At 33.8% G+C, this 20,767-nt stretch carries 24 protein-coding genes; 8 read left to right on the top strand and 16 right to left on the bottom strand.

Features of this window, described 5'->3' with window-relative positions; all coding sequences use genetic code 11:
- Nucleotides 1-73: 73 nt before the first annotated feature.
- From ABD941_RS08110 to ABD941_RS08090, 5 genes are all read right to left on the bottom strand, one after another.
- Entirely contained in the window at nucleotides 74-871 is a 798-nt protein-coding gene (locus tag ABD941_RS08110) for a glycosyltransferase family 32 protein (protein ID WP_345273609.1), read from the bottom strand.
- Between the two features lie 81 nt (nucleotides 872-952).
- Entirely contained in the window at nucleotides 953-1,942 is a 990-nt protein-coding gene (locus tag ABD941_RS08105) for an aspartate-semialdehyde dehydrogenase (RefSeq protein WP_345273608.1), read from the bottom strand.
- A gap of 137 nt (nucleotides 1,943-2,079) precedes the next feature.
- Nucleotides 2,080-2,481 (bottom strand): large conductance mechanosensitive channel protein MscL, encoded by a 402-nt coding sequence (mscL, locus tag ABD941_RS08100; protein ID WP_345273607.1) that lies wholly within the window; start codon nucleotides 2,479-2,481, stop codon nucleotides 2,080-2,082.
- A gap of 54 nt (nucleotides 2,482-2,535) precedes the next feature.
- Complete coding sequence (alr, locus tag ABD941_RS08095; RefSeq protein WP_345273606.1) at nucleotides 2,536-3,654, bottom strand: alanine racemase; 1,119 nt, start codon at nucleotides 3,652-3,654, stop codon at nucleotides 2,536-2,538.
- Nucleotides 3,647-4,294: a thymidine kinase gene (locus ABD941_RS08090; RefSeq protein ID WP_345273605.1), complete on the bottom strand. Its 648-nt coding sequence runs from the start codon at nucleotides 4,292-4,294 to the stop codon at nucleotides 3,647-3,649. The genes alr and ABD941_RS08090 overlap by 8 nt, the downstream gene beginning before the upstream one ends.
- A 108-nt stretch (nucleotides 4,295-4,402) precedes the next feature.
- Between ABD941_RS08090 and ABD941_RS08085 the strand changes: the two genes are divergently transcribed.
- The 4 genes from ABD941_RS08085 to ABD941_RS08070 are packed head-to-tail and all read left to right on the top strand — an operon-like array spanning nucleotide 4,403 to nucleotide 6,779.
- A complete protein-coding gene (locus tag ABD941_RS08085) occupies nucleotides 4,403-5,146 on the top strand; it encodes a hypothetical protein (RefSeq protein WP_345273604.1) in 744 nt (247 codons plus the stop codon).
- 27 nt (nucleotides 5,147-5,173) lie between these two features.
- Nucleotides 5,174-5,848, top strand: a complete 675-nt coding sequence (rsmI, locus tag ABD941_RS08080; protein ID WP_345273603.1) for a 16S rRNA (cytidine(1402)-2'-O)-methyltransferase — start codon at nucleotides 5,174-5,176, stop codon at nucleotides 5,846-5,848.
- Between the two features lie 16 nt (nucleotides 5,849-5,864).
- On the top strand, nucleotides 5,865-6,209 hold the full coding sequence (locus ABD941_RS08075) for a HopJ type III effector protein (protein WP_345273602.1): 345 nt from the start codon (nucleotides 5,865-5,867) through the stop codon (nucleotides 6,207-6,209).
- Nucleotides 6,210-6,779, top strand: coding sequence for a uracil-DNA glycosylase family protein (locus ABD941_RS08070; RefSeq protein WP_345273601.1), 570 nt, complete (start codon nucleotides 6,210-6,212; stop codon nucleotides 6,777-6,779). It begins immediately after the preceding gene.
- A 72-nt stretch (nucleotides 6,780-6,851) separates the two neighbouring features.
- Here the strand turns inward: ABD941_RS08070 and ABD941_RS08065 are convergent, their stop codons facing one another.
- Nucleotides 6,852-7,442, bottom strand: a complete 591-nt coding sequence (locus tag ABD941_RS08065) for a carboxymuconolactone decarboxylase family protein (RefSeq protein ID WP_345273600.1) — start codon at nucleotides 7,440-7,442, stop codon at nucleotides 6,852-6,854.
- A gap of 58 nt (nucleotides 7,443-7,500) precedes the next feature.
- Here ABD941_RS08065 and ABD941_RS08060 point away from each other — a divergent pair, with 58 nt between their 5' ends.
- The 3 genes from ABD941_RS08060 to ABD941_RS08050 are packed head-to-tail and all read left to right on the top strand — an operon-like array spanning nucleotide 7,501 to nucleotide 10,953.
- The gene (locus tag ABD941_RS08060; protein WP_345273599.1) at nucleotides 7,501-7,929 is read left to right on the top strand and encodes an OsmC family protein; all 429 of its coding nucleotides are present in this window, start codon (nucleotides 7,501-7,503) and stop codon (nucleotides 7,927-7,929) included.
- A gap of 57 nt (nucleotides 7,930-7,986) precedes the next feature.
- Nucleotides 7,987-9,681, top strand: coding sequence for a single-stranded-DNA-specific exonuclease RecJ (recJ, locus tag ABD941_RS08055; protein WP_345273598.1), 1,695 nt, complete (start codon nucleotides 7,987-7,989; stop codon nucleotides 9,679-9,681).
- A 3-nt stretch (nucleotides 9,682-9,684) separates the two neighbouring features.
- Nucleotides 9,685-10,953, top strand: coding sequence for an MFS transporter (locus ABD941_RS08050; RefSeq protein ID WP_345273597.1), 1,269 nt, complete (start codon nucleotides 9,685-9,687; stop codon nucleotides 10,951-10,953).
- Here ABD941_RS08050 and ABD941_RS08045 read toward each other — a convergent pair.
- The 7 genes from ABD941_RS08045 to pdxA all read right to left on the bottom strand — a co-directional run bounded on the left by ABD941_RS08045 (nucleotide 10,950) and on the right by pdxA (nucleotide 16,927).
- Nucleotides 10,950-11,702 carry a UDP-2,3-diacylglucosamine diphosphatase gene (locus tag ABD941_RS08045; protein WP_345273596.1) on the bottom strand — a complete coding sequence of 251 codons (753 nt, stop codon included), beginning with the start codon at nucleotides 11,700-11,702 and terminating at the stop codon, nucleotides 10,950-10,952. The two genes, ABD941_RS08050 and ABD941_RS08045, sit on opposite strands and share 4 nt — an antisense overlap.
- Nucleotides 11,703-11,869: 167 nt before the next feature.
- A complete protein-coding gene (gene accC, locus ABD941_RS08040) occupies nucleotides 11,870-13,222 on the bottom strand; it encodes an acetyl-CoA carboxylase biotin carboxylase subunit (protein WP_345273595.1) in 1,353 nt (450 codons plus the stop codon).
- An 83-nt stretch (nucleotides 13,223-13,305) separates the two neighbouring features.
- Nucleotides 13,306-13,791, bottom strand: a complete 486-nt coding sequence (accB, locus tag ABD941_RS08035; RefSeq protein WP_345273594.1) for an acetyl-CoA carboxylase biotin carboxyl carrier protein — start codon at nucleotides 13,789-13,791, stop codon at nucleotides 13,306-13,308.
- 22 nt (nucleotides 13,792-13,813) lie between these two features.
- A complete protein-coding gene (locus tag ABD941_RS08030; RefSeq protein ID WP_345273593.1) occupies nucleotides 13,814-14,815 on the bottom strand; it encodes a beta-ketoacyl-ACP synthase III in 1,002 nt (333 codons plus the stop codon).
- Between the two features lie 184 nt (nucleotides 14,816-14,999).
- The gene (rpmF, locus tag ABD941_RS08025) at nucleotides 15,000-15,203 is read right to left on the bottom strand and encodes a 50S ribosomal protein L32 (protein WP_345191141.1); all 204 of its coding nucleotides are present in this window, start codon (nucleotides 15,201-15,203) and stop codon (nucleotides 15,000-15,002) included.
- Nucleotides 15,204-15,212: 9 nt separating this feature from the next.
- The gene (locus ABD941_RS08020) at nucleotides 15,213-15,752 is read right to left on the bottom strand and encodes a YceD family protein (protein ID WP_345273592.1); all 540 of its coding nucleotides are present in this window, start codon (nucleotides 15,750-15,752) and stop codon (nucleotides 15,213-15,215) included.
- A gap of 95 nt (nucleotides 15,753-15,847) precedes the next feature.
- Nucleotides 15,848-16,927 (bottom strand): 4-hydroxythreonine-4-phosphate dehydrogenase PdxA, encoded by a 1,080-nt coding sequence (pdxA, locus tag ABD941_RS08015; protein ID WP_345273591.1) that lies wholly within the window; start codon nucleotides 16,925-16,927, stop codon nucleotides 15,848-15,850.
- Between the two features lie 70 nt (nucleotides 16,928-16,997).
- On the opposite strand from pdxA, the gene ABD941_RS08010 reads away from it, so the two are divergent.
- Nucleotides 16,998-17,585 carry a riboflavin synthase gene (locus tag ABD941_RS08010; RefSeq protein WP_345273590.1) on the top strand — a complete coding sequence of 196 codons (588 nt, stop codon included), beginning with the start codon at nucleotides 16,998-17,000 and terminating at the stop codon, nucleotides 17,583-17,585.
- A gap of 15 nt (nucleotides 17,586-17,600) precedes the next feature.
- Here the strand turns inward: ABD941_RS08010 and ABD941_RS08005 are convergent, their stop codons facing one another.
- From ABD941_RS08005 to ABD941_RS07995, 3 genes are all read right to left on the bottom strand, one after another.
- Nucleotides 17,601-17,813 carry a hypothetical protein gene (locus ABD941_RS08005; protein ID WP_345273589.1) on the bottom strand — a complete coding sequence of 71 codons (213 nt, stop codon included), beginning with the start codon at nucleotides 17,811-17,813 and terminating at the stop codon, nucleotides 17,601-17,603.
- A 509-nt stretch (nucleotides 17,814-18,322) separates the two neighbouring features.
- Entirely contained in the window at nucleotides 18,323-19,414 is a 1,092-nt protein-coding gene (locus tag ABD941_RS08000; protein ID WP_345273588.1) for an acyltransferase family protein, read from the bottom strand.
- A 15-nt stretch (nucleotides 19,415-19,429) separates the two neighbouring features.
- Complete coding sequence (locus ABD941_RS07995; protein ID WP_345273587.1) at nucleotides 19,430-20,752, bottom strand: sugar MFS transporter; 1,323 nt, start codon at nucleotides 20,750-20,752, stop codon at nucleotides 19,430-19,432.
- Between the last annotated feature and the right edge of the window lie 15 nt (nucleotides 20,753-20,767).

The raw sequence follows: 20,767 nt of genomic DNA, 5'->3' as shown, positions 1-20,767 counted from the left end.
TCTGAATAGGCCAGAAAAAACTATAAGTTCCCGAAACACCTCTTAATCGCAGAAAAGTATCTAATTATAAATATTACTCATTAAGCTTATGCAAAGCTGTTTTAATACTTTTAACTATTTTTCTTAATGCTAAAAACTTAATGACACGCTCTGCGTTGCTAACTCCTATAAGGCTTTCGAGTTTCAAACGTTTTTTATTCATAAAAGACAGCCAAGCACTATCATAATGATGTATTGTATAGCTGTTTTTTGTTTTTAATATTTTATTCGTTTTAAAGTTTTTAGGACTAAAATATTCTGACGGAAACAAATAAAGAGTATTGTTATTTATGATTGTTTTTGAAATGTTTTTAATATCACTTGGGGTCATTAATGCTATCGTCTTGGTTTTCTTGATTTGTGACTGCATGATTTCTGGTAAAACAACAGTATCTAAGCTACCGTCTTCTTTAACAAAGGAACGGTTTTTATAATATTTTAAACATTCTTGAAGCCAATCAGCATTTTTTTCAGCGCCAAAAATAGCAGCTTCAGGAAAACCGTCGTACTGATTTCCAATAAAGTAAGGTAAGCTAAGGAAGTCATCAAACTTTTTTAAAACCTCTACATCGGTATCTAAATAAATACCTCCGTATTTGTAAACAGCATAAAGCCTTATATAATCTGCAGCAAATGCATATTTTTTTTTATCAAATGCCTGCTTTGTCCAAAGCGTAGCATTTATATCAAATTTTTTAGTATCCCAAAGAACAAATTCATAATCTGGAAGTTTGGTTTTCCAAGACTCCATACACTTTTTTATTAATTCTGGATAATCATCGCCGCTTAACCAACAAAAGTGAATTATTTTTGGAATCATAGTCTTTTTCAAAGTTGAAAACAAAAATAAATAATGCTCCTGTAAATTCTATATTTACAGGAGCATTATATGGTTTTAATCGATAAAGAAGCTTTAAACTAAACTATTCTCAATCAAGTATTCAGCAATTTGAACCGTGTTTGTTGCTGCACCTTTACGCAAGTTATCAGCAACAATCCACATATTTAGAGTATTAGGTTGTGTTTCATCTCTTCTAATACGCCCAACAAAAACCTCATCCTTTTCGTGTGCAAAAATTGGCATTGGGTAGGTGTTTGTATCTGTATTATCTTGAACTACAACTCCAGGAGTTTCATGCAATAGTTTTCGAACATCAGCTAAATCAAAATCATTTTCAAACTCTACGTTTACAGATTCTGAGTGCCCTCCAGCCGTAGGGATTCTAACTGCAGTAGCTGATACGGAAAATGTACGATCACTCATTATTTTTTGAGGCTCTCTAGCCAATTTCATTTCTTCTTTAGTGTATCCGTTATCTTCAAAAACATCACAATGTGGCAATGCATTTCTGCCAATAGGATACGGGTAAGCCATTTCTCCATCTACACCTGCAATTTCATTTTCAAGTTGTCGTACAGCTTTTACACCTGTTCCTGAAACGGATTGGTATGTTGAAACCACAACACGCTTCATTTTATATGTTTTATGAAGTGGGTTTAAAGCCATGACTAATTGAATTGTAGAACAGTTAGGGTTAGCTATAATTTTATCGGCTTTAGTTAACTCGTTAGCATTAATTTCTGGAACCACTAATTTTTTAGTTGGATCCATTCGCCAAGCTGATGAATTATCTACAACTGTTGTTCCAACTTCAGCAAACCTAGGAGCCCATTCCAAAGAGGTTTCGCCTCCTGCAGAAAATAAAGCAATATCTGGTTGCATAGAAACAGCTGTTTCTAATCCAACTACTTTAAAATCGTTGCCTTTATAGGTAATTGTTTTTCCTATAGATCGTTCTGATGCGACAGGAATCAATTCTGTTACAGGAAAATTTCGCTCTGCAAGAACTTTAAGCATCACTTCTCCTACCATTCCAGTGGCACCAACAACTGCTACTTTCATATCATTTTATATTTAATAAATTTCTGTGAACAAAACTAAGTATTAATTCCATTTTAAAATCTAAAGAAAGCCCTCATTTTTAAAAAATGAGGGCTTTTTAACAACAAATAACACTTTGTTATATTTTTAACGTTTTGTTATTTTTTTAACAAATCTCTGATTTCACCTAGTAACTCTTCTTGCGATGGTCCTGCTGGTGCTTCTGGAGCTGGCTCTTCTTTTTTCTTCATGTTATTAACGCCTTTAACAATTAAGAACATAACAAATGCTACAATAATAAAGTCAATTACATTTGTTAAAAATGCGCCCCAAAGTACTGAAACTTCACCTTCAAGAACACCTTCTGCATTTGCAACACCTTGTTTTACCACGTATTTTAAATCTTTAAAATCTGCATCGAAAATTAATCCAATTAATGGCGATACAATACCTCCTGTAAATGCCGTTACTACTTCTTTAAAAGCAGCACCCATTACAAAACCAACTGCAATATCGACAAGGTTGCCCTTCATTGCAAATTCCTTAAACTCTTTTAACATAATTATAATTTTTAGTTAGTGAATTGCTAAAATAGTTAAAAACTTTAACATTTGTTAAGTGTCTTCTTTCAAGAAAACCCTTTTAACTCGCTGAGATATAGATGTTATAAGCTCGTAAGATAGGGTGTTAGCTGTTTCTGCTAAATTTTCAGCAGTTGAATGTTCTCCAAAAACAATAACTTCATCGCCTTCTTTACAATCAATATTTGTAACATCTACCATAATCATATCCATGCAAACATTCCCTATAATGGGTGCTTTTTGCCCATGTATAGTTACAAAACCTTTACCATTACCATAGTGTCTGCCAATACCATCTGCATGACCTAAAGGTAAAGTTGCTGTTTTTGTAAAAGATCCATCACTTTTATAAGCCCGATTATAACCTACGGATTCTCCTTTTTCAATCTTATGAATTTGGGAAATCACGGTTTTTAGACTAGAAATAGGCTTTAAATAAGTACTTTCTTTTTCAGAATTCCCAAAACCGTATAACCCAATACCAGAACGTATCATGTCAAAATGAGCTTCGGGATAATTTAAAACGCCTGATGTATTACTCATATGTAATATAGGCATGTATCCGATTTTAGTTTTAAAATGTTCTGCAATAATCTTAAAGTTGTTAATCTGCTTTAACGTAAAATCTCGTTCATTTAAATCTTCACTAGCCGCTAAATGAGAAAATAACGATTTAACGTTTATAGTTTTAGTCGCTTTTACTTTTGAAACCACATAATCAACATCATTTTCCCAAAACCCTAATCGGTTTAATCCTGTATTAAACTTAATATGTACTGGATAATTGATTTGTTTTTCAGCGGAAGCGATACTAATAAATTCATTTAAAATCTTAGCATTGTATAAACTAGGCTCTAAAGCAAATTCAATAAGCTTTTTAAAATTTACAGCTAAAGGGTGTAATACTAAAATAGGCTTGGTTATACCAGATTTTCTAAGCTCAACGCCTTCATTAATATAAGCAACTGCAAAATAATCTACACCTAATTTTTGTAAGTAGTTAGCAACTTCATAAGCATCACTTCCGTAAGCAAATGCTTTTACAACTGCTAAAAATTTAGTGTTAGGTTGTAATTTAGATTTAAGATATTTAAAATTATGATGGAGTGCTTTTAAATCAATTTCAAGCACGGTTTCTTGTGCTTTAGGCATTGGAGTCTTTAGGTTTTGTATTTACTTCTTCGGCATCGGTAACCTTCATGTTTCTGACTTTATCTCGCATCATGGCTTTATAATAAGCCGCTCTACTTAAAGGTTCATACTCATCAACCTCACCTAAAAGCACCAAATTATCGCTTTTAGATTTTCGGTAACTATACTGCGCTAAATTTCCAGTTCGTGTACAAACAGCGTGTACTTTGGTAACATAATCTGCAGTGGCCATTAAAAAGGGCATAGGGCCAAAAGGGTTTCCCTTAAAATCCATATCCAACCCTGCTACTATAACGCGTACACCTTTATTTGCTAAATCGTTACAAATGCGTACAATTTCATCATCAAAAAACTGAGCTTCATCAATACCAACAACATCACAACCATCTGCTAATATAGGAATGTTAGCTGCCGCTGGAACAGGTGTTGAGCGAATTTCGTTGTCATCATGTGAAACCACCATATCTTCATTATAACGCACATCAATAGCAGGCTTAAAAATCTCTACTTTCTGCCTTGCAAACTGGGCGCGTTTAAGCCTTCGGATAAGTTCTTCTGTTTTTCCAGAAAACATGGAGCCACAGATTACTTCAATCCACCCAAATTGTTCTTTATGATTTACTGTATTTTCAAGAAACATTTCGTAATTTTAGCACTAAAACCAAGTCATTATTCGTTTGTATAAAGGTGACGTAAATTTATTAAAAAACAAAAGCCTTGCAGCGCAATAATTAAAAAATTATAAACAATGAAGAAGAAGTTAGAGTCGGAACTCATTAGTATAGCACACAGAATTCTTAAATTGAAGGGAAAAGAAGATGTTGTTAAGATGCATACAGAAGTATCTGTGCTTTATGAGAAACTTTCCGTATTAAAATTTGCACATGACAATTTTGAAGGCGATCTACCAACGATAGGCAGTGACTCTTCATTTTTTGGAATGTTGGACAGCGCCTTTAATAATAAGATTAGTGATAATATTGAAGTTGAAGACAAAATATATATAAATCTTGATGACCGCGAAAACGAAGCTATTATGGAGCCCGTAATGAACAAGATTAAAGATATGGTGGAACAAATGCCCGAGGATCCTGAAGCTATCGACACCTTTTTTGAAGATGCTATACCTAAAGACCCTATAAAAAAACATAATTTAGAAGATATTACTGCTGGCTTTGGAGATATACCCGTTTTTGAACCTGTTTCCAAATCACAAAACGGAACTTCCAACGGAAAAAAGTCTTTGAATGACGCTCTTAAAATTGGTGGACTCAATATTGGACTCAATGATAAAATTGCTTTTATAAAACATTTATTTGATGGTAAAAGTGAAGATTATGATCGGGTATTATCGCAATTAAACACCTTTACCTCCTACCATAATGCTAAAAATTTTATTGTTAATATGGTAAAACCCGATTATAATAATTGGGCTAGAAAAGAAGAGTTTGAGGAACGTTTTATGGAAATTATTGAAGCTAAGTTTAATTGAAAAATTCTTGCTTTCTATCACTAAAATATGAGTAAACTCTTCATAGTACCAACACCTATTGGAAATTTAAAAGACATCACATTTAGAGCCATAGATGTTCTAAAAGAAGTCGATTTAATATTAGCTGAAGACACCCGTACTTCAGGAAAACTTTTAAAGCATTTTGAAATTTCTACCCATATGCAATCCCATCATATGCATAATGAGCATAAAACAGTAGAGAATATCATTCAAAAATTAAAAAACGGGACAACTGTAGCGCTAATAAGCGATGCAGGTACACCTGCTATTTCTGACCCTGGGTTTTTATTATCGCGTGCTTGTATTGAAAACAATATTGAAATAGAATGTTTACCAGGAGCAACTGCATTTGTGCCCGCTCTTGTAAATTCTGGATTGCCAAATGATAAGTTTGTGTTTGAAGGTTTTTTGCCCGTAAAGAAAGGGCGTCAAACTCGACTACTGCTTTTAGCTGAAGAAACCAGAACCATGATTTTTTATGAAAGTCCACATAAATTGGTAAAAACCTTAGGGCATTTTTGTGAGTATTTTGGAGGAGATAGACCTGTTTCAGTATCCAGAGAATTAACTAAGTTATACGAAGAAACCATTCGGGGAACAGCCAAAGAAGTACTGGAGTATTACACAAACAAACCTCCAAAAGGAGAAATTGTTATTGTAGTTGGTGGTAAAAACAAATAGAATTTTATATATCAGAATGAACTTAGAAGCTTTCAAGAATAAATTACAGAAAACCCCAACACAAATTGAGTTTTCCGAAACCATAAACGTTATAGATGAGCATTACGAATTCACATCAACAGCCTTTAAAAATGGAACTTTAGAGAATGCAAAAGGGCAAAATTTAGGATCATGCAAGTTATTTGCATTTGCTAAAGCACAAGAGCTTACTAAAGACGAAACTTTAGCCTGCTTCGGACAACTTTATTTTAATGATGTATTAAAAGACCCAAAAGGTACTGGGCATCAAAATATTAGAAATTTCATGAACACAGGTTTTGAAGGATTAACTTTTGAAGGCATGCCTTTAAAAGAAAAATAAATGCAAGATTTACTCCAAGACATAAAGCAATGTACCATTTGCGAAAAACATTTGGTTTTAGGTCCAAGACCTGTAGTCTCAGCACATCCAAATTCTAAAATTGTAATCATTGGTCAAGCGCCAGGGACTAAAGTGCATGCTTCGGGCATTCCTTGGGATGATGCCAGCGGCAAACAATTACGCAAATGGCTGAATGTTTCTGTTGAAGATTTTTATGATGAAACCAAATTCGCCATAATCCCCATGGGATTTTGTTATCCTGGAAAAGGAAAAACTGGTGATTTACCGCCACGGCCTGAATGTGCTCCACAATGGCATAAACCTTTATTTGATGAACTTAAAGATGTGGAACTCGTTATTTTAATTGGTATGTATGCCCAAAAGTACTATTTAGGAAAAGCAGCAAAGAAAACATTAACCGAAACAGTTAGAAATTATAATGCATACCTACCTAAGTTTTTACCCTTACCACACCCATCACCTCGAAACCGGTTTTGGCTAACACAAAATCCTTGGTTTGAGGTTGCCGTTTTGCCAGTATTGAGGGAACGCGTGCATTTTTTATTTTAAAAGACACTCCATACATAAAAAGGTTTCAATCTAATCTATCTAAAAGTGAAAATGCTCTAAAAGTCTAACAATCTATACATGCTTGCCTTTTTCCCAACCATGTTTACCTAAATACTGCTCACCACTCTCAACCGCGCCATCTTCAATTGAAGTTCCCATGCTATCATTCCATCTATTTAAATATCCAAATAATGAAATAACACCTAGCATTTCAACAATTTCACCTTCATTCCAATGCTCGTGCAAACGCTTTTTAATAGTTTCATCCACTCCATTTGGTACTTGACTAGCCAATAACGAAAAGTCTAAAGCTGCACGTTCTGCTTCGCTAAATGCTGGATGTGTTCTATATTCCCAAATGTTATCCAATTGCTCTTGTTCTGCACCATAACGCTCCGCCGCTCTTATGGCATGTGCCTGGCAATATCTGCAACCCGTAGAATTACTAGACACCCATGCAATCATACGTTTTAAAGCTGAAGTTACTCGTCCCTCATTGGCCATAACCGCTTTATTCAAATTAATAAAAGCCTTACTTATAGCAGGACGACGTTGCATAGTTAAAACTGAATTTGGGCAAAACCCCAAGGTTTCATTAAAAAACTCGGCAAGGTTTTTGGTTTCCAAATCATAATCCGCAGATAAAGGTGTTACTAAAGGCATAAGTTTGTTTTTTAGTCTTATTTTTGAAACTACAAGAAACAAAAAAAATTCATAAAAAATGGCAGTTAATATTACAACAACTTGGTTGGGCGATATGAAGTTTGAAAGTACAAACCCATCTGGTCATAACTTGTTTATAGATGCAGGTCAAGAAAACGGAGGGAAAAGTGAAGGCTATAGGCCAAAAGCATTATTGCTATCTGGATTGGCTGGTTGCGCTGGCTTAGACGTAGCGTCCTTAATAAAGAAGATGAAACTAAAAGTTGATGATTTTAAAATTGACATTGAAGCCAACTTAACTGATGAACATCCTAAATATTATGATAAAGTGGCCATGCATTTTTACTTTCAAGGTGATAATTTAAATGAAAAAAAACTCCAAAAAGCAGTCGATTTATCAGTAGAGAAATATTGTGGCGTTATGGAAATGTTTCGTCAATTTTCAGAATTACAAATAAAAACCCATTTCCATAATAAAAGTATATAAAGTTGAATTTACTTGTTTGTTTTTTTAAACTTTAGTGCATTTTAAAAACTTATAAAATTGCGTTGGACCTTAAAACCTAAACCTCAAGCAGAAAAAGTTGAAGCCTTGCAAAAAGCACTTCAAATTGATTCTATTTTAGCCTCATTGCTAATACAACGAGGTATTGAAACGTATGAAGATGCCAAACATTTTTTTAGACCAAGTCTAGACGACTTACATGATCCATTCTTAATGAAAGATATGGATAAGGCTGTAGCACGAATTGAAAAAGCCATAGCTAATAAAGAAAATATTTTAGTTTATGGCGATTATGATGTTGATGGCACCACATCGGTGGCCTTAATGTCTTCCTATTTAAAAACAAAACACAATTTAGTTTATACTTACATTCCCAATCGATATGATGAGGGTTATGGCATTTCATACAAAGGCATAAACTTTGCTTTAGAAAATGATTTTTCGCTTATTATTGCTTTAGATTGTGGTATAAAATCCGTTGAAAAAGTAGCTCACGCTAAAAAACTAGGTATCGATTTTATTATTTGTGATCACCATAGACCTGGGGATAAAATACCCGATGCTGCTGCTGTTTTAGACCCTAAACAAGACGATTGCGAATATCCTTATAAAGAATTATGTGGTTGTGGTGTTGGCTTTAAATTGGTACAGGCATTGGCTTCAAAAGAAGGTAAAACCGCTAATGATCTAACCGAATATTTAGATTTAGTAGCCTCGGCAATTGGTGCAGATATCGTACCTATTGATGGTGAAAATAGAATACTGGCTCATTCCGGTTTACGTATTATAAATACTAATCCAAGACCGGGCATTAAAGCCATTCTTAATCAGGTAGAAAAAACAGAACTTACCATTACCGATGTTGTTTTTATTGTAGCCCCTCGAATTAATGCCGCTGGACGTATGAAGCATGGCAACTTTGCTGTGGCTCTATTAGTAGAAAATGATAATGACTTAGCTGCTAAATATGCTGCAGAGATTAATGATTATAATTTAGACAGACGTGAAACAGATAAGCAAATTACAGAAGCAGCTCTCAAACAAATTGAAGAACAAAAAGAACAGAACCGCCTTACTACGGTTGTTTACCATGAAAATTGGCATAAAGGTGTTATTGGTATTGTGGCTTCTAGATTAACCGAAACTTATTACAGGCCTACTTTAGTATTTACAAAAAGCGGCAATAAGCTTGCAGCCTCAGCGCGTTCGGTAAAAGGTTTTGATATATACAATGCCTTGGAAGCATGCAAAGAACACATTGAACAATTTGGTGGACATAAATACGCCGCGGGCTTAACCTTAGAAGAAGAAAACTATGAAGCTTTTAAACAAGCTTTTGAAGATGTAGTTGCCAAAACCATAGATAAAAATTTACTAACACCTGAAATTAAGATTGACGCTAAAATAGATTTAAAAGATATAACACCTAAGTTTTATAGAATTTTAAAACAGTTTGCACCTTACGGCCCTAGTAATATGACCCCCATTTTTTTGTCTGAAAATTTAATGGACACGGGCTTCGGAAAATGTGTAGGGGCAGATAAAAAACATTTACGGCTAACGGCTACACAACCTAAATCTTCAAGTAAATTAATTGGTATAGGGTTTAGTATGGGAGATAAATATGATATGATTTCCGAAGGAAAACCATTTAGAGCCGTATATTCTATTGATGAAAATGAATGGCGTGGGAATGTTAGTTTACAAATGAAGTTAAGAGACATTAAGAAATAAAATATGGCAAAAACCGACCCTTATGCAGCCTTACGAATTAAAGAATTCAACATTTTTTTATTATTGCGTTTGTTTTTGGTTTTTGGATGGTCTATGCAATTTATTGTTATTGAATGGCAAGTATACAGTTTAACCAAAGACCCTCTTTCTCTTGGAATTATTGGTCTCATGGAAATCATACCAGCTTTTACCATGGCGCTTTTTGCTGGACATATTGTTGACCAAAAAGAAAAACGGAATCTTTTTGCGCTTTGTATTGCAGCCTTTTCCCTGATTAGTTTAGGATTGTTTTTTTTAACTACTGATGAGGTACTTGGTAACTGGTCTACAAAATCTATTTTATATTCTATTTATGCCCTTGTGTTTTTTGGCGGGTTTTTGCGTTCTTTTTTTGGTCCTATTATTTTCTCTTTAGTGGCTTTAATTGTGCCTAAAAAAATATACCCCAATGCGGCTACATGGAGTACAAGCACCTGGAAAACAGCAGCAGTTTTAGGTGCACTGTTTGGCGGGTTTTTTATTAGTTGGATAGGTGTAGATAATACACTGTGTGTGGTTTTTGTTTTGGTTGTTATTTCATTTTTCATGACCTTTCTGATAAAAAAGAAACCTATTTTGAATAAAAAAATTGGTGAACCTGTAAAAGAAAGTTTAAAAGCTGGTGTGCGATTCGTGTTTAAAAACAAAGCTATTTTAGGCGCCTTAACGCTTGATATGATTGCTGTTTTATTTGGAGGAACTGTTGCTATTTTAGCAATTTTTGCACAAGATGTTTTAGAAGTAGGTAGCGAAGGTTTTGGTATTCTAAACGCCTCCATATCTATGGGTAGCATCGTAACTATGTTTGCTACAACTTATATTCCAATAAGTAAAAATACGGGCAAAAAATTACTAATAGCCGTATTTATATTTGGTGTTAGTATTATCGGTTTTGGGCTGTCTAACATATTCTGGATAAGTGTCTTGATGTTGTTTATTAGCGGTGCAGCCGATGGTATTTCTATGATAATCCGTCAAACCATTCTACAGTTAAAAACACCTGATGATATGCGTGGTCGTGTATCTTCAGTTAACTCTATGTTTGTAGGTTCATCAAATGAGCTAGGTGCTTTTGAAAGTGGTTTAGCTGCTAAATTAATTGGTCCTGTTGCTGCAGTAGTTTTTGGAGGTACTATGACCTTAATTACAGTTTTTGCTATTGGCATTAAAAACCCTGTGCTTAGGGATTTGGATTTAACAAATGATATGAAAGCTCATGAGAGTGGAGATTAAAATTTATTTAACTCCATTTTCTCTCCATCAAAAACCCCGTAGGTGTAATACTGAATCCAATCGCCAAGGTTGATGTATTTTGAGTTTTCGTTTAGGTCTATATTCAGCGGTAAGTGCCTGTGGCCAAACACAAAATAATCACGATGTTTGTCTTCTAATTTACGTTTACAGTATTGCACAAGCCATTCGTTGTCTTCGCCAAGGAATTTGGCATCATCATCGCCAGAAATAAGTTTGTTTTTTACAGATAAATGTTGAGCTATTCGTACGCCTAAATCTGGATGCAACCATCGGAACAACCATTTACAAAATGGATTTGTAAACACTTTTTTCATGCGTTTATAGCCTTTATCTCCTGGTCCTAAACCATCACCATGACCTATAAAAAACGTTTTATCATTAAATGTAAATTCTTTGGGTTTGTGATATACAGGAATGTTGAGTTCTTCTTCAAAATAACCATTCATCCAAAGGTCATGGTTACCAACAAAATAGTAAATCGGTATTCCTGAGTCCGAGATTTCTGCAAGCTTACCAAGTGTTCTGGTAAAACCTTTAGGAACTACGGTTTTAAACTCCATCCAAAAATCAAACAAATCACCTAATAGAAAAATAGCTGCTGCGTCGTGCTTTACTTCATCTAACCATGCTACAAATTTCTTTTCGCGAGGAAAAGAGGCTTCTTTTGTTGGTGCTCCTAAATGATTATCAGAAGCAAAGTATATTTTTTTTCCTTTTGGGATTTGCATGTTGTAAATATAGTATTTTTTTGGTCAGAAGACAGAGGATGTGAATCTGAAGATTGCTTCTATAAAACTGAATTTTGTGGACTGCTACTTTAAAGATTGAGTCTCAATAGTTATTAAGAGGTAACACTATAAAAAAACTCCGAAATTGCTTTCGGAGTCTTAATTATTTATTGTTCTGTTTGTTTTTCTATAACAAAATCTTCCATAAACTTAGTAGTATAATTACCAGCTAAATAATCTGGATGATCCATTAATTGTCTATGAAAAGGGATTGTAGTTTTAATACCTTCTATAACAAACTCATCTAAAGCACGTTTCATTTTATTGATCGCCTCATCTCTGGTTTGCGCTGTTGTAATTAACTTGGCAATCATAGAATCATAATTTGGCGGGATGGCATAACCTGCATATACATGTGTGTCTAAGCGCACACCATGTCCTCCCGGAGCATGTAGTGTTGTTATAACACCTGGCGATGGTCTAAAATCATTAAATGGATCCTCGGCATTTATTCTACATTCAATAGAGTGCAATTTAGGAGTGTAATTTTTTCCTGAAATTGGTACTCCTGCAGCTACTAGTATTTGCTCACGAATTAAGTCGAAGTCTATAACTTGCTCTGTAATTGGGTGTTCTACTTGAATACGCGTATTCATTTCCATAAAGTAGAAATTTCTATGCTTATCAACTAAAAACTCAATAGTTCCAGCGCCTTCATACTTAATATATTCTGAGGCTTTTACTGCAGCTTCTCCCATTTTTTTACGAAGTGCTGACGTCATAAAAGGAGATGGTGTTTCTTCTGTTAACTTCTGGTGGCGACGCTGTATAGAGCAATCTCTTTCTGATAAGTGACATGCTTTTCCACGAGAATCGCCTACAATTTGAATTTCTATATGTCGTGGCTCTTCAATGAGTTTTTCCATATACATATCGTCATTTCCAAATGCCGCTTTACTTTCTTGCCTAGCTGAGTCCCAAGCATCTTTAAGATTTTCTGGTTTAAAAACACCACGCATACCTTTTCCTCCGCCTCCAGCAGAAGCTTTAAGCATAACAGGATACCCTGTCTCTTTTGCTAGTTTTTCACATTCAGCAAAATCCTGAATAATACCTTCACTTCCTGGTACACAAGGTACACCTGCTGCTTTCATGGTTTCTTTAGCATTCGCCTTATCGCCCATGCGATCGATCATATCTGGAGAAGCACCTATGAATTTTATACCGTGCTCTTCACAAATTTTTGAAAACTTAGCATTTTCAGATAAGAAACCATATCCTGGATGGATGGCATCTGCATTGGTGATTTCTGCAGCTGATATAATGTTAGACATCTTTAAGTAAGACTCACTGCTTGGTGCTGGCCCTATACAAACGGCTTCATCTGCAAATTTAACATGCAAGCTTTCGGCATCAGCAGTAGAATAAACAGCCACTGTTTTAATACCCATTTCTTTACAGGTTCTAATAACACGTAGTGCTATTTCTCCTCTATTGGCAATCAATATTTTTTTAAACATAAATTCTTCAAATTTTCAATATTCAAAAAACAAATTCCAAAATTTATATATTGGAATTTGGGAATTGAAAATTGGGATTTATATTAAGATGGATCTACTAAAAATAATGGTTGATCAAACTCTACCGGTGAGGCATCATCAACTAAAATCTTAACTATTTTTCCTGAAACTTCAGACTCTATTTCATTAAAAAGTTTCATCGCTTCTATAACACAAAGCACATCGCCTTCTGCTATGGTTTGTCCTACCTCAACAAATAAAGGTTTGTCTGGTGCTGGTTTTCTATAGAACGTACCAATTATTGGTGATTTTATAGTTATATATTTTGAATCTTCAGTGGCAGCAGCGGCTGGAGCTGCTTCTTCTGAAGCAGGAGCGACTGATGGAGCTGCTGCTACTGGAGCTGCAACTTGCGGTACTGGAGCTGCAACAGGTGCATAATGCACAGCAGTTCCTTCCTCTGATCCTGTTTTAATGGTAATTTTAATATCATCCATTTCTAATTTAACCTCGCTAGCACCAGATTTGGCAACAAACTTGATTAGGTTTTGAATCTCTTTTATATCCATAGTTTTGCTAATTAGTTAGTGGTTAGTTTTTTGAATTATATGCCCATTTTAAATAAATGGCCCCCCAATTAAATCCTCCTCCAAAGGCAGCAAATATAATATTATCGCCTTTTTTGAGTTGTGATTCGTAATCGTTTATAAGTAATGGTAAAGTAGCTGATGTTGTATTTCCATACTTATGGATATTCATCATTACTTTATCCTCTTCTAAATTTATTCTTTGCGCTGTGGCATCAATAATTCGTTTGTTTGCTTGATGTGCAGCAAGCCAATCGACAGTGTCCTTAGTTAAATTATTACGTTCTAATATTTTAACAGTAGCGTCTGCCATATTAAATACCGCATTTTTAAATACTGTTCTACCTTCTTGAAATGCATAATGCCCTCCTTTTTCCAAGGCTTCTGGAGTCAACGCATGAGAAGAACCACCATAAGTCGCTTGTAAAAATTCTCGTCCTGTACCGTCGCTTCTTAGATATTCATCTTGAAGCCCTAAATTCTCATCATTAGGTTCAAATAAAACAGCTCCTGCTCCATCTCCAAAAATAATACAGGTTGCTCTGTCCTTATAATTAATAATAGAAGACATCTTATCTGCCCCTATAAGTAATACATTTTTATAGCGCCCTGATTCAATAAAGCTTGAAGCTACAGACATGCCATATAAAAAACTAGAACATGCTGCGTCCATATCAAACGAAAACGCGTTTATTGCTCCAATTTCTGAAGCTGTGAACGATGCTGTTGAAGCTGCTTTCATATCTGGAGTTGCTGTTGCAACAATAACAAGTTCTATATCTTTGGGATCTATACCTTTTTTATTGATAAGATCTTTTGCTGCTCTAATAGCTAAATACGATGTTCCTTTGCCTTCTTCTTTTAGAATTCGACGTTCTTTAATTCCTGTTCTACTGGTAATCCATTCGTCATTAGTATCAACCATCGTTTCTAGAATCTGATTCGTTAATACATAGTCTGGCACATATGCGCCTACAGCTGTAATTGCCGCTGAGATTTTACTCATACCTTTATAGTTAATTGGACCAAAAAAATTATTAAAATTTGGACAAAAACGTTCAAAATTTTAGGAAAACTACTAAATTTTGACGTAATAATATGCAAATTACATGTTTTTGTCATTTAGAAAAAGTATTTCATAAAAAAAACGCTCACATGTGAGCGTTTTGTTATAGGTATGCATAATTTATTTATGCTACGTTTTCCACTTCTTCAGAGTTATCAATTAATATTTGACCTCTGTAATACAGTTTTCCTTCATGCCAGTGTGCTCTGTGATATAAGTGAGGTTCACCAGTTGTTGGGCATGTAGCAATCTGTGGCGCAGTTGCTTTATAATGTGTTCTTCTTTTATCTCTTCTTGTTTTGGAGATTTTTCTCTTAGGATGTGCCATTTTATATGTTTATTTATCCGTTAATAATTTCTTTAATGTATTCCAACGAGGATCTATACCCTCTTCTTTGTCTTTACTATCTTTAAGCTTTGGGCTTAATTCTTCTAATTTTTCAAGTATATCTGAATCTAATGTGCCATCCTCTACTCCTGGATGAATACGTTTTACCGGTACTGCTAGTATGACTAATTCATATATATACTGTTGTATATTCACTTCATACTCGCCATGTGGTAGAATAAGTATATCTATATGTTCATCGTTATAGGCATTACCAAACTTAACCACCAAATCAAATTCATTTTCAATGGTTTGATTATAAGGTTCGTTAGTTAAGTCACAATTCACATTAACCCATCCTGAAATTTTAAAATGTAGTTCTAATAATGTTGTCTTTTTTTCTAATTCTAGATCAACCTTAATCTTTACATCGTTAAAATCTTCATACTCAAAATATTCAAAGAACGCTCGCTCTACTTTATACTCAAATTGATGTTTTGCTTCCTTTAGCCCTACAAATGGAATTGTAAACTCTTTTAATGGCTTCATTATCACATCTATTTTGAGCCTGCAAATATATAAATTTTTATTTACGCCACAGTACTTATAAACATTTTTTTGTTTATATCTTTAATTGTTTGTTTTTATTTATTTGAACTCGGTTTCAAGCCTTTACGACGTTCGTTTCTTGGCGATTTTTTTAAAGGATTAGCTGTTAGTTGTTCATATCCTGATCTGTTTTTAAATATATGGATGGCACTAAAAACAGCTTCTTTAAAAGAATTCTCATCAGCCGAACCTTTTCCGGCAATTTCATAAGCGGTACCGTGGTCTGGCGAAGTCCTTACTTTACTTAAGCCCGCTGTAAAATTAACACCTTGACCGAATGACAGTGTTTTAAACGGTATGAGACCTTGATCATGATATGAGGCTATAATGGCATCAAAGTTTTTAAAATTACTAGATCCAAAAAAACTATCAGCAGCATAAGGACCATAAACCAATTTCCCAGCTTCTTTTATTTTTTGAAGCGTAGGTCTTAAAATATTATCATCTTCACTACCTATAACTCCATTATCACCTGTATGCGGGTTAATTCCTAAAACAGCAATCTTTGGTTTCTGTATTTTAAAATCTTTTTTTAGGGAATTATAAACTGTATTTATTTTTTGTTCAATTAATTCTGGAGTAATATGAATTGCAATATCTTTAACAGGTACATGATCGGTTAGCAAACCAACCCTTAGCGTATCTGTTACCATAAACATCAAACTTTCTCCTTCTAGTTCTTGCGCTAAATAATCGGTATGTCCTGGAAATTTAAAATCTTCTGATTGAATATTATGTTTATTTATTGGTGCCGTTACTAAAACATGAATGTCAGCATTTTTTAACGCTTTGGTTGCAGCTTCTAACGATTTTAAGGCATAGGCTCCTATTTTAATATCTTCAACACCAAACTCTATTTTTACAGGTTCATTCCAACAATTAAACACATTAACTTTTCCGATAGCCAATTGATTTATATTGTTTATACTGTGGAAATTAATTTGAGATTTAAAATGCGATTTATAAAACATCATGGTTTTTGCCGAAGCAAAAATTACTGGTGTACAAAAATCTAACATTCTTGGGTCTTCAAATGTTTTTAAAATAATTTCTCCTCCAATACCATTTAAATCCCCTATAGATATCCCTACTATTATATTTTCTGCTTGCTTCATTAAAAAAGACAACTTTTGTTTGTAATTTTGATTTGGAATTGCAAATTTAACTAAATAAACAGATAATAGTATGTTTACTGGAATTATTGAAGATATTGGTATAGTTTCTAATTTAAAAGAAGAGCTTGATAATCTTCATATTTCTATTAAAAGCACCATAACTTCAGAATTAAAAATAGATCAAAGTGTTGCTCATAATGGTGTTTGCTTAACAGTTGTTGCAATACATAATGATGAATACACGGTTACGGCAATTAAAGAGACTTTAGACAAAACAAGTATTGGTACTTTAAAGGTTAACGATAAAGTAAATCTTGAACGTGCTATGAAACTAGGAGATAGACTTGACGGTCATATTGTTCAGGGTCATGTTGATCAAACGGCTAATTGCATTGCTATTAATGAAGAAAATGGTAGCTGGGTGTTTACTTTTAACTATGATTCAAAACTAAATAATGTTACTATTGAAAAGGGTTCAATTACTGTTAACGGTACAAGTTTAACGGTTGTTAATTCAAAAAAAGACACTTTTAGTGTTGCCATTATACCTTACACTTACAAGCATACTAATTTCAATACTTTTAAAATTGGCACTGTTGTAAATTTAGAATTTGATGTTTTAGGAAAATATGTAGCTAAGCTTTTAGAGCTTAAGTAGGTAGGTTTATTTAAGTTATTGTTTTCTGAGAACAACACTTTTTTTAATCCCATAAAATAACGCAAAAAACATACCTAACAGAATGCCTCCATCTATAGGAAGTGGTGTTCCTACTGGTGGTGGTGGTAATGGTGGTGGTGGTCCAGGGTCAGCACCTTGAGCAGCACACACAAAACTTATTAATACAAATAAGATTGAGGCAAATATTCTTTTGTTTTGTATTATCATGGGGTCCAAATGTATAAAAAAAAACGAGTTTTAAAAAAAAACATACCTTTTTTTACTAAAAAAACATCCATAAAAAGCAAAAATCATCGATGAAATGCATGTTTTTTGATTTGAATTAACATTAGTTAATAACTGTTTTTTTAATAAAAAAGTATGTGCTTATAAAAAATAATCCCTCATTTTTTATTTTACAAAGCAAATATATATTATTTCTTTCAAACCAAAAAAATTACATTAACCTCGAATCTTAATCTCTATAATTTCTTATAAAATGTTCTTTCATACCCGAATTAGTATTAGTTTTTATAATTTGTACTTAAAATGTTTTTTGGAATAATGGCCATAAATATGATTTCTCTGTAAAATAAAAGCAAACGGATTGATTTTTTACTAAACATTTATCTGAAAACCCAATTAATCTGAAATCAAGACTTAAGCATCTTATTAAGCAGAAAATAACTAAAAAATTTCATTCTGTATAACTTGTATAATTGCAGCTTATAAAAGTTTTAAACTTTAATAAACAACTTTCTCTTATACATTAAATAGGCCAATATTACATAAAATATTGTGACAGTAAGTCCATACAATAGCGAAGAAAATTTAAGACTAAAAACCTCATATTTAAAAAGGTTAATGAAAAGCCAAGAATGCACATTACGATCCTCACCAACCTTTATTAAATACATAGATTTAGATATAAAGCTTGATAAAAAATAAATAGTAATGGCATTCATACCAACATATTTAAAAACAGTTCCGATATTATATTGCTTAATGTCCTTTAAGTAATAAATAACAGCAAGTATTAACGTGCCCCAGCCACTAGTTACTAAAACAAAACTACTGCTCCAAATAGCTTTGTTAATTGGAAAGTATATACCAAAAATATAACCTATAGTCAACAATCCAAAAGCTACAAAAAACAATAGTTTTATATGAGTAAGACCCTCTAATAACTTCCCAATTAAAATTCCTGAAATACAAGTTACAATTGCTGGCAATGTACTTATAACACCTTCAGGATCATAATCTGATTGCCACATATGTTTCCCTAAAATATTTAAATCTAAATAATTAACCCAATTATTTGGCGCTCTATCAAACGTTGGCACCATACCATTTGAAAATGGCATAAAACCAATAAACACCCAATACCCTAATAAAATAAAAATTGAAATGCCTAATAAGCTTTTCCAATTGCAATTAAGGTACAATACAGATGAAATAAAAAACACGATTCCTATTCTTTGTAAAACTCCGAGAAACCGTAAGGTTTCAAACTCTGTAACAAACGGAAAATAGGGTAAAAACAAATTTAGAAACACCCCTAGCCCGATAAGCTTTAAGCTTCTAATCGTTATTTTTTTATATGTGGATTTAGTATTCGATTTATTCTTATAAGCGAAATAAATGGAGATGCCAACAATGAATAAAAAAAAGGGGAATATTAAATCGGTTGGTGTTAGCCCATGCCATTCGGCGTGCAATAAAGGTCCATAAACATATCCCCAGTCTCCTGGCGTATTGACCAAAATCATGGCCATGATGGTAAAGCCTCTTAAAACATCAACAGATTCTATTCTTTTTTTGTTAGACATAACGTTTAAGCCTTCCTATTTTTTAAGACCTACTTTATGCCCCCAAAACGCATAATAAAGAATAATGATATAACATGGTAATAGAATCCAGTACCCAAAAGATGCTGCCTCTGCTGTCGCACTTATTTCATTAACACCACTAAGCATTAAGTTTTCTTTTTTATCATCCACTAAAGCACCATATAACGGTGGAAGAATAGCACCCCCAGAAATAGCCATAATCAATAAAGCCGAAGCTGTTTTGGTAAATTTACCTAAACCAGTTAATGCCAATGGCCAAATAGCTGGCCAAACCAAAGCATTAGCAATACCTAATGCTGCTACGAATAGAACGGATGTAAAACCACTGGTAAACATAATACAGAATGACAAAACAATACCTAAAACTGCACTCGCTTTTAAAGCAAATGCTTGGCTAATATATTTAGGGATTAAAAATACGCCTAATGCATAAGTAGCGACCATGGCCATTAGTGTAAAGAGGGTAAAAAACTTAGCTTGCTCTACAGGAATATCGAGTGAAATTCCATATGAAATAATAGTATCGCCAGCAATAACCTCAACCCCAACATATACAAATAACGCTAAGACACCCAACCATAAATGTGGAAACTGAAAAATACTTGATTTGGTTTTACCTCCTATTTCTGACTCCTTAATTGGTTGTGCTTCTACATGTGGTAGTGGTGCTTTTCTAATTAAAACACCTAATAAAAACAATACAATAGCCATAACTATGTATGGGGTTACAACACTATCTGCCATGGTGTTTAATAAGCCCGCTTTTTCAGTATCACCTACAAGGCTTAGTTTGTCTTTAATCTCATCTATTCCTGACAACAAAATAGCACCAAATATTACCGACCCCAAAGCTCCCGCTACTTTATTGGCAATACCCATAATGGCAATACGCTTTGCAGCACTTTCAATAGGCCCTAAAATAGTTATATAAGGGTTTGAAGCCGTTTGTAACAAAGTCATACCAGTACCTTGTATAAAAATGGCAGTTAAAAACATCCAATAGGTTCTGGCTTCGGCTGCTGGGATAAAAACCAATGCTCCTAATGCCATAATTATTAAGCCTAAAGACATGCCTTTTCTATAGCCTATCTTGTTTATAATATATGAGGCTGGCAATGCCATAACTACAAAAGAAATATAGGATGCAGATGCTACTAAATAGGATTGTGCATCAGTAAGTTCGTTTATAGTTTTCATAAATGGAATCAACGCCCCATTTATCCACGTAACAAATCCGAAAATAAAAAATAACCCTGCTATTATTATAATAGGAATTAAAGTGCTGTTCTTTGATGACTTTTCTTGTGTATTGGACATGCTTATTTATTTGAT

This window comes from Flaviramulus aquimarinus (assembly GCF_039543205.1).
In the GTDB taxonomy this organism is placed as follows: domain Bacteria; phylum Bacteroidota; class Bacteroidia; order Flavobacteriales; family Flavobacteriaceae; genus Flaviramulus_B; species Flaviramulus_B aquimarinus.
This window is presented reverse-complemented; position numbering and strand designations above follow the sequence as displayed.

Bases quoted from the DNA above. Each gene is read 5' to 3' on its own strand.
- ABD941_RS08005 (WP_345273589.1), bottom strand. From the start codon at position 17,813: ATGATAATACAAAACAAAAGAATATTTGCCTCAATCTTATTTGTATTA.
- ABD941_RS08045 (WP_345273596.1), bottom strand. From the start codon at position 11,702: ATGCAAATCCCAAAAGGAAAAAAAATATACTTTGCTTCTGATAATCAT.
- ABD941_RS08075 (WP_345273602.1), top strand. From the start codon at position 5,865: ATGAACTTAGAAGCTTTCAAGAATAAATTACAGAAAACCCCAACACAA.
- accC (WP_345273595.1), bottom strand. From the start codon at position 13,222: ATGTTTAAAAAAATATTGATTGCCAATAGAGGAGAAATAGCACTACGT.
- ABD941_RS08000 (WP_345273588.1), bottom strand. From the start codon at position 19,414: ATGTCTAACAAAAAAAGAATAGAATCTGTTGATGTTTTAAGAGGCTTT.
- ABD941_RS07995 (WP_345273587.1), bottom strand. From the start codon at position 20,752: ATGTCCAATACACAAGAAAAGTCATCAAAGAACAGCACTTTAATTCCT.
- pdxA (WP_345273591.1), bottom strand. From the start codon at position 16,927: ATGAAGCAAGCAGAAAATATAATAGTAGGGATATCTATAGGGGATTTA.
- rpmF (WP_345191141.1), bottom strand. From the start codon at position 15,203: ATGGCACATCCTAAGAGAAAAATCTCCAAAACAAGAAGAGATAAAAGA.
- ABD941_RS08105 (WP_345273608.1), bottom strand. From the start codon at position 1,942: ATGAAAGTAGCAGTTGTTGGTGCCACTGGAATGGTAGGAGAAGTGATG.
- rsmI (WP_345273603.1), top strand. From the start codon at position 5,174: ATGAGTAAACTCTTCATAGTACCAACACCTATTGGAAATTTAAAAGAC.
- ABD941_RS08020 (WP_345273592.1), bottom strand. From the start codon at position 15,752: ATGAAGCCATTAAAAGAGTTTACAATTCCATTTGTAGGGCTAAAGGAA.
- mscL (WP_345273607.1), bottom strand. From the start codon at position 2,481: ATGTTAAAAGAGTTTAAGGAATTTGCAATGAAGGGCAACCTTGTCGAT.
- ABD941_RS08090 (WP_345273605.1), bottom strand. From the start codon at position 4,294: ATGTTTCTTGAAAATACAGTAAATCATAAAGAACAATTTGGGTGGATT.
- ABD941_RS08085 (WP_345273604.1), top strand. From the start codon at position 4,403: ATGAAGAAGAAGTTAGAGTCGGAACTCATTAGTATAGCACACAGAATT.
- ABD941_RS08060 (WP_345273599.1), top strand. From the start codon at position 7,501: ATGGCAGTTAATATTACAACAACTTGGTTGGGCGATATGAAGTTTGAA.
- ABD941_RS08010 (WP_345273590.1), top strand. From the start codon at position 16,998: ATGTTTACTGGAATTATTGAAGATATTGGTATAGTTTCTAATTTAAAA.
- ABD941_RS08065 (WP_345273600.1), bottom strand. From the start codon at position 7,442: ATGCCTTTAGTAACACCTTTATCTGCGGATTATGATTTGGAAACCAAA.
- ABD941_RS08050 (WP_345273597.1), top strand. From the start codon at position 9,685: ATGGCAAAAACCGACCCTTATGCAGCCTTACGAATTAAAGAATTCAAC.
- ABD941_RS08030 (WP_345273593.1), bottom strand. From the start codon at position 14,815: ATGAGTAAAATCTCAGCGGCAATTACAGCTGTAGGCGCATATGTGCCA.
- alr (WP_345273606.1), bottom strand. From the start codon at position 3,654: ATGCCTAAAGCACAAGAAACCGTGCTTGAAATTGATTTAAAAGCACTC.
- accB (WP_345273594.1), bottom strand. From the start codon at position 13,791: ATGGATATAAAAGAGATTCAAAACCTAATCAAGTTTGTTGCCAAATCT.
- ABD941_RS08070 (WP_345273601.1), top strand. From the start codon at position 6,210: ATGCAAGATTTACTCCAAGACATAAAGCAATGTACCATTTGCGAAAAA.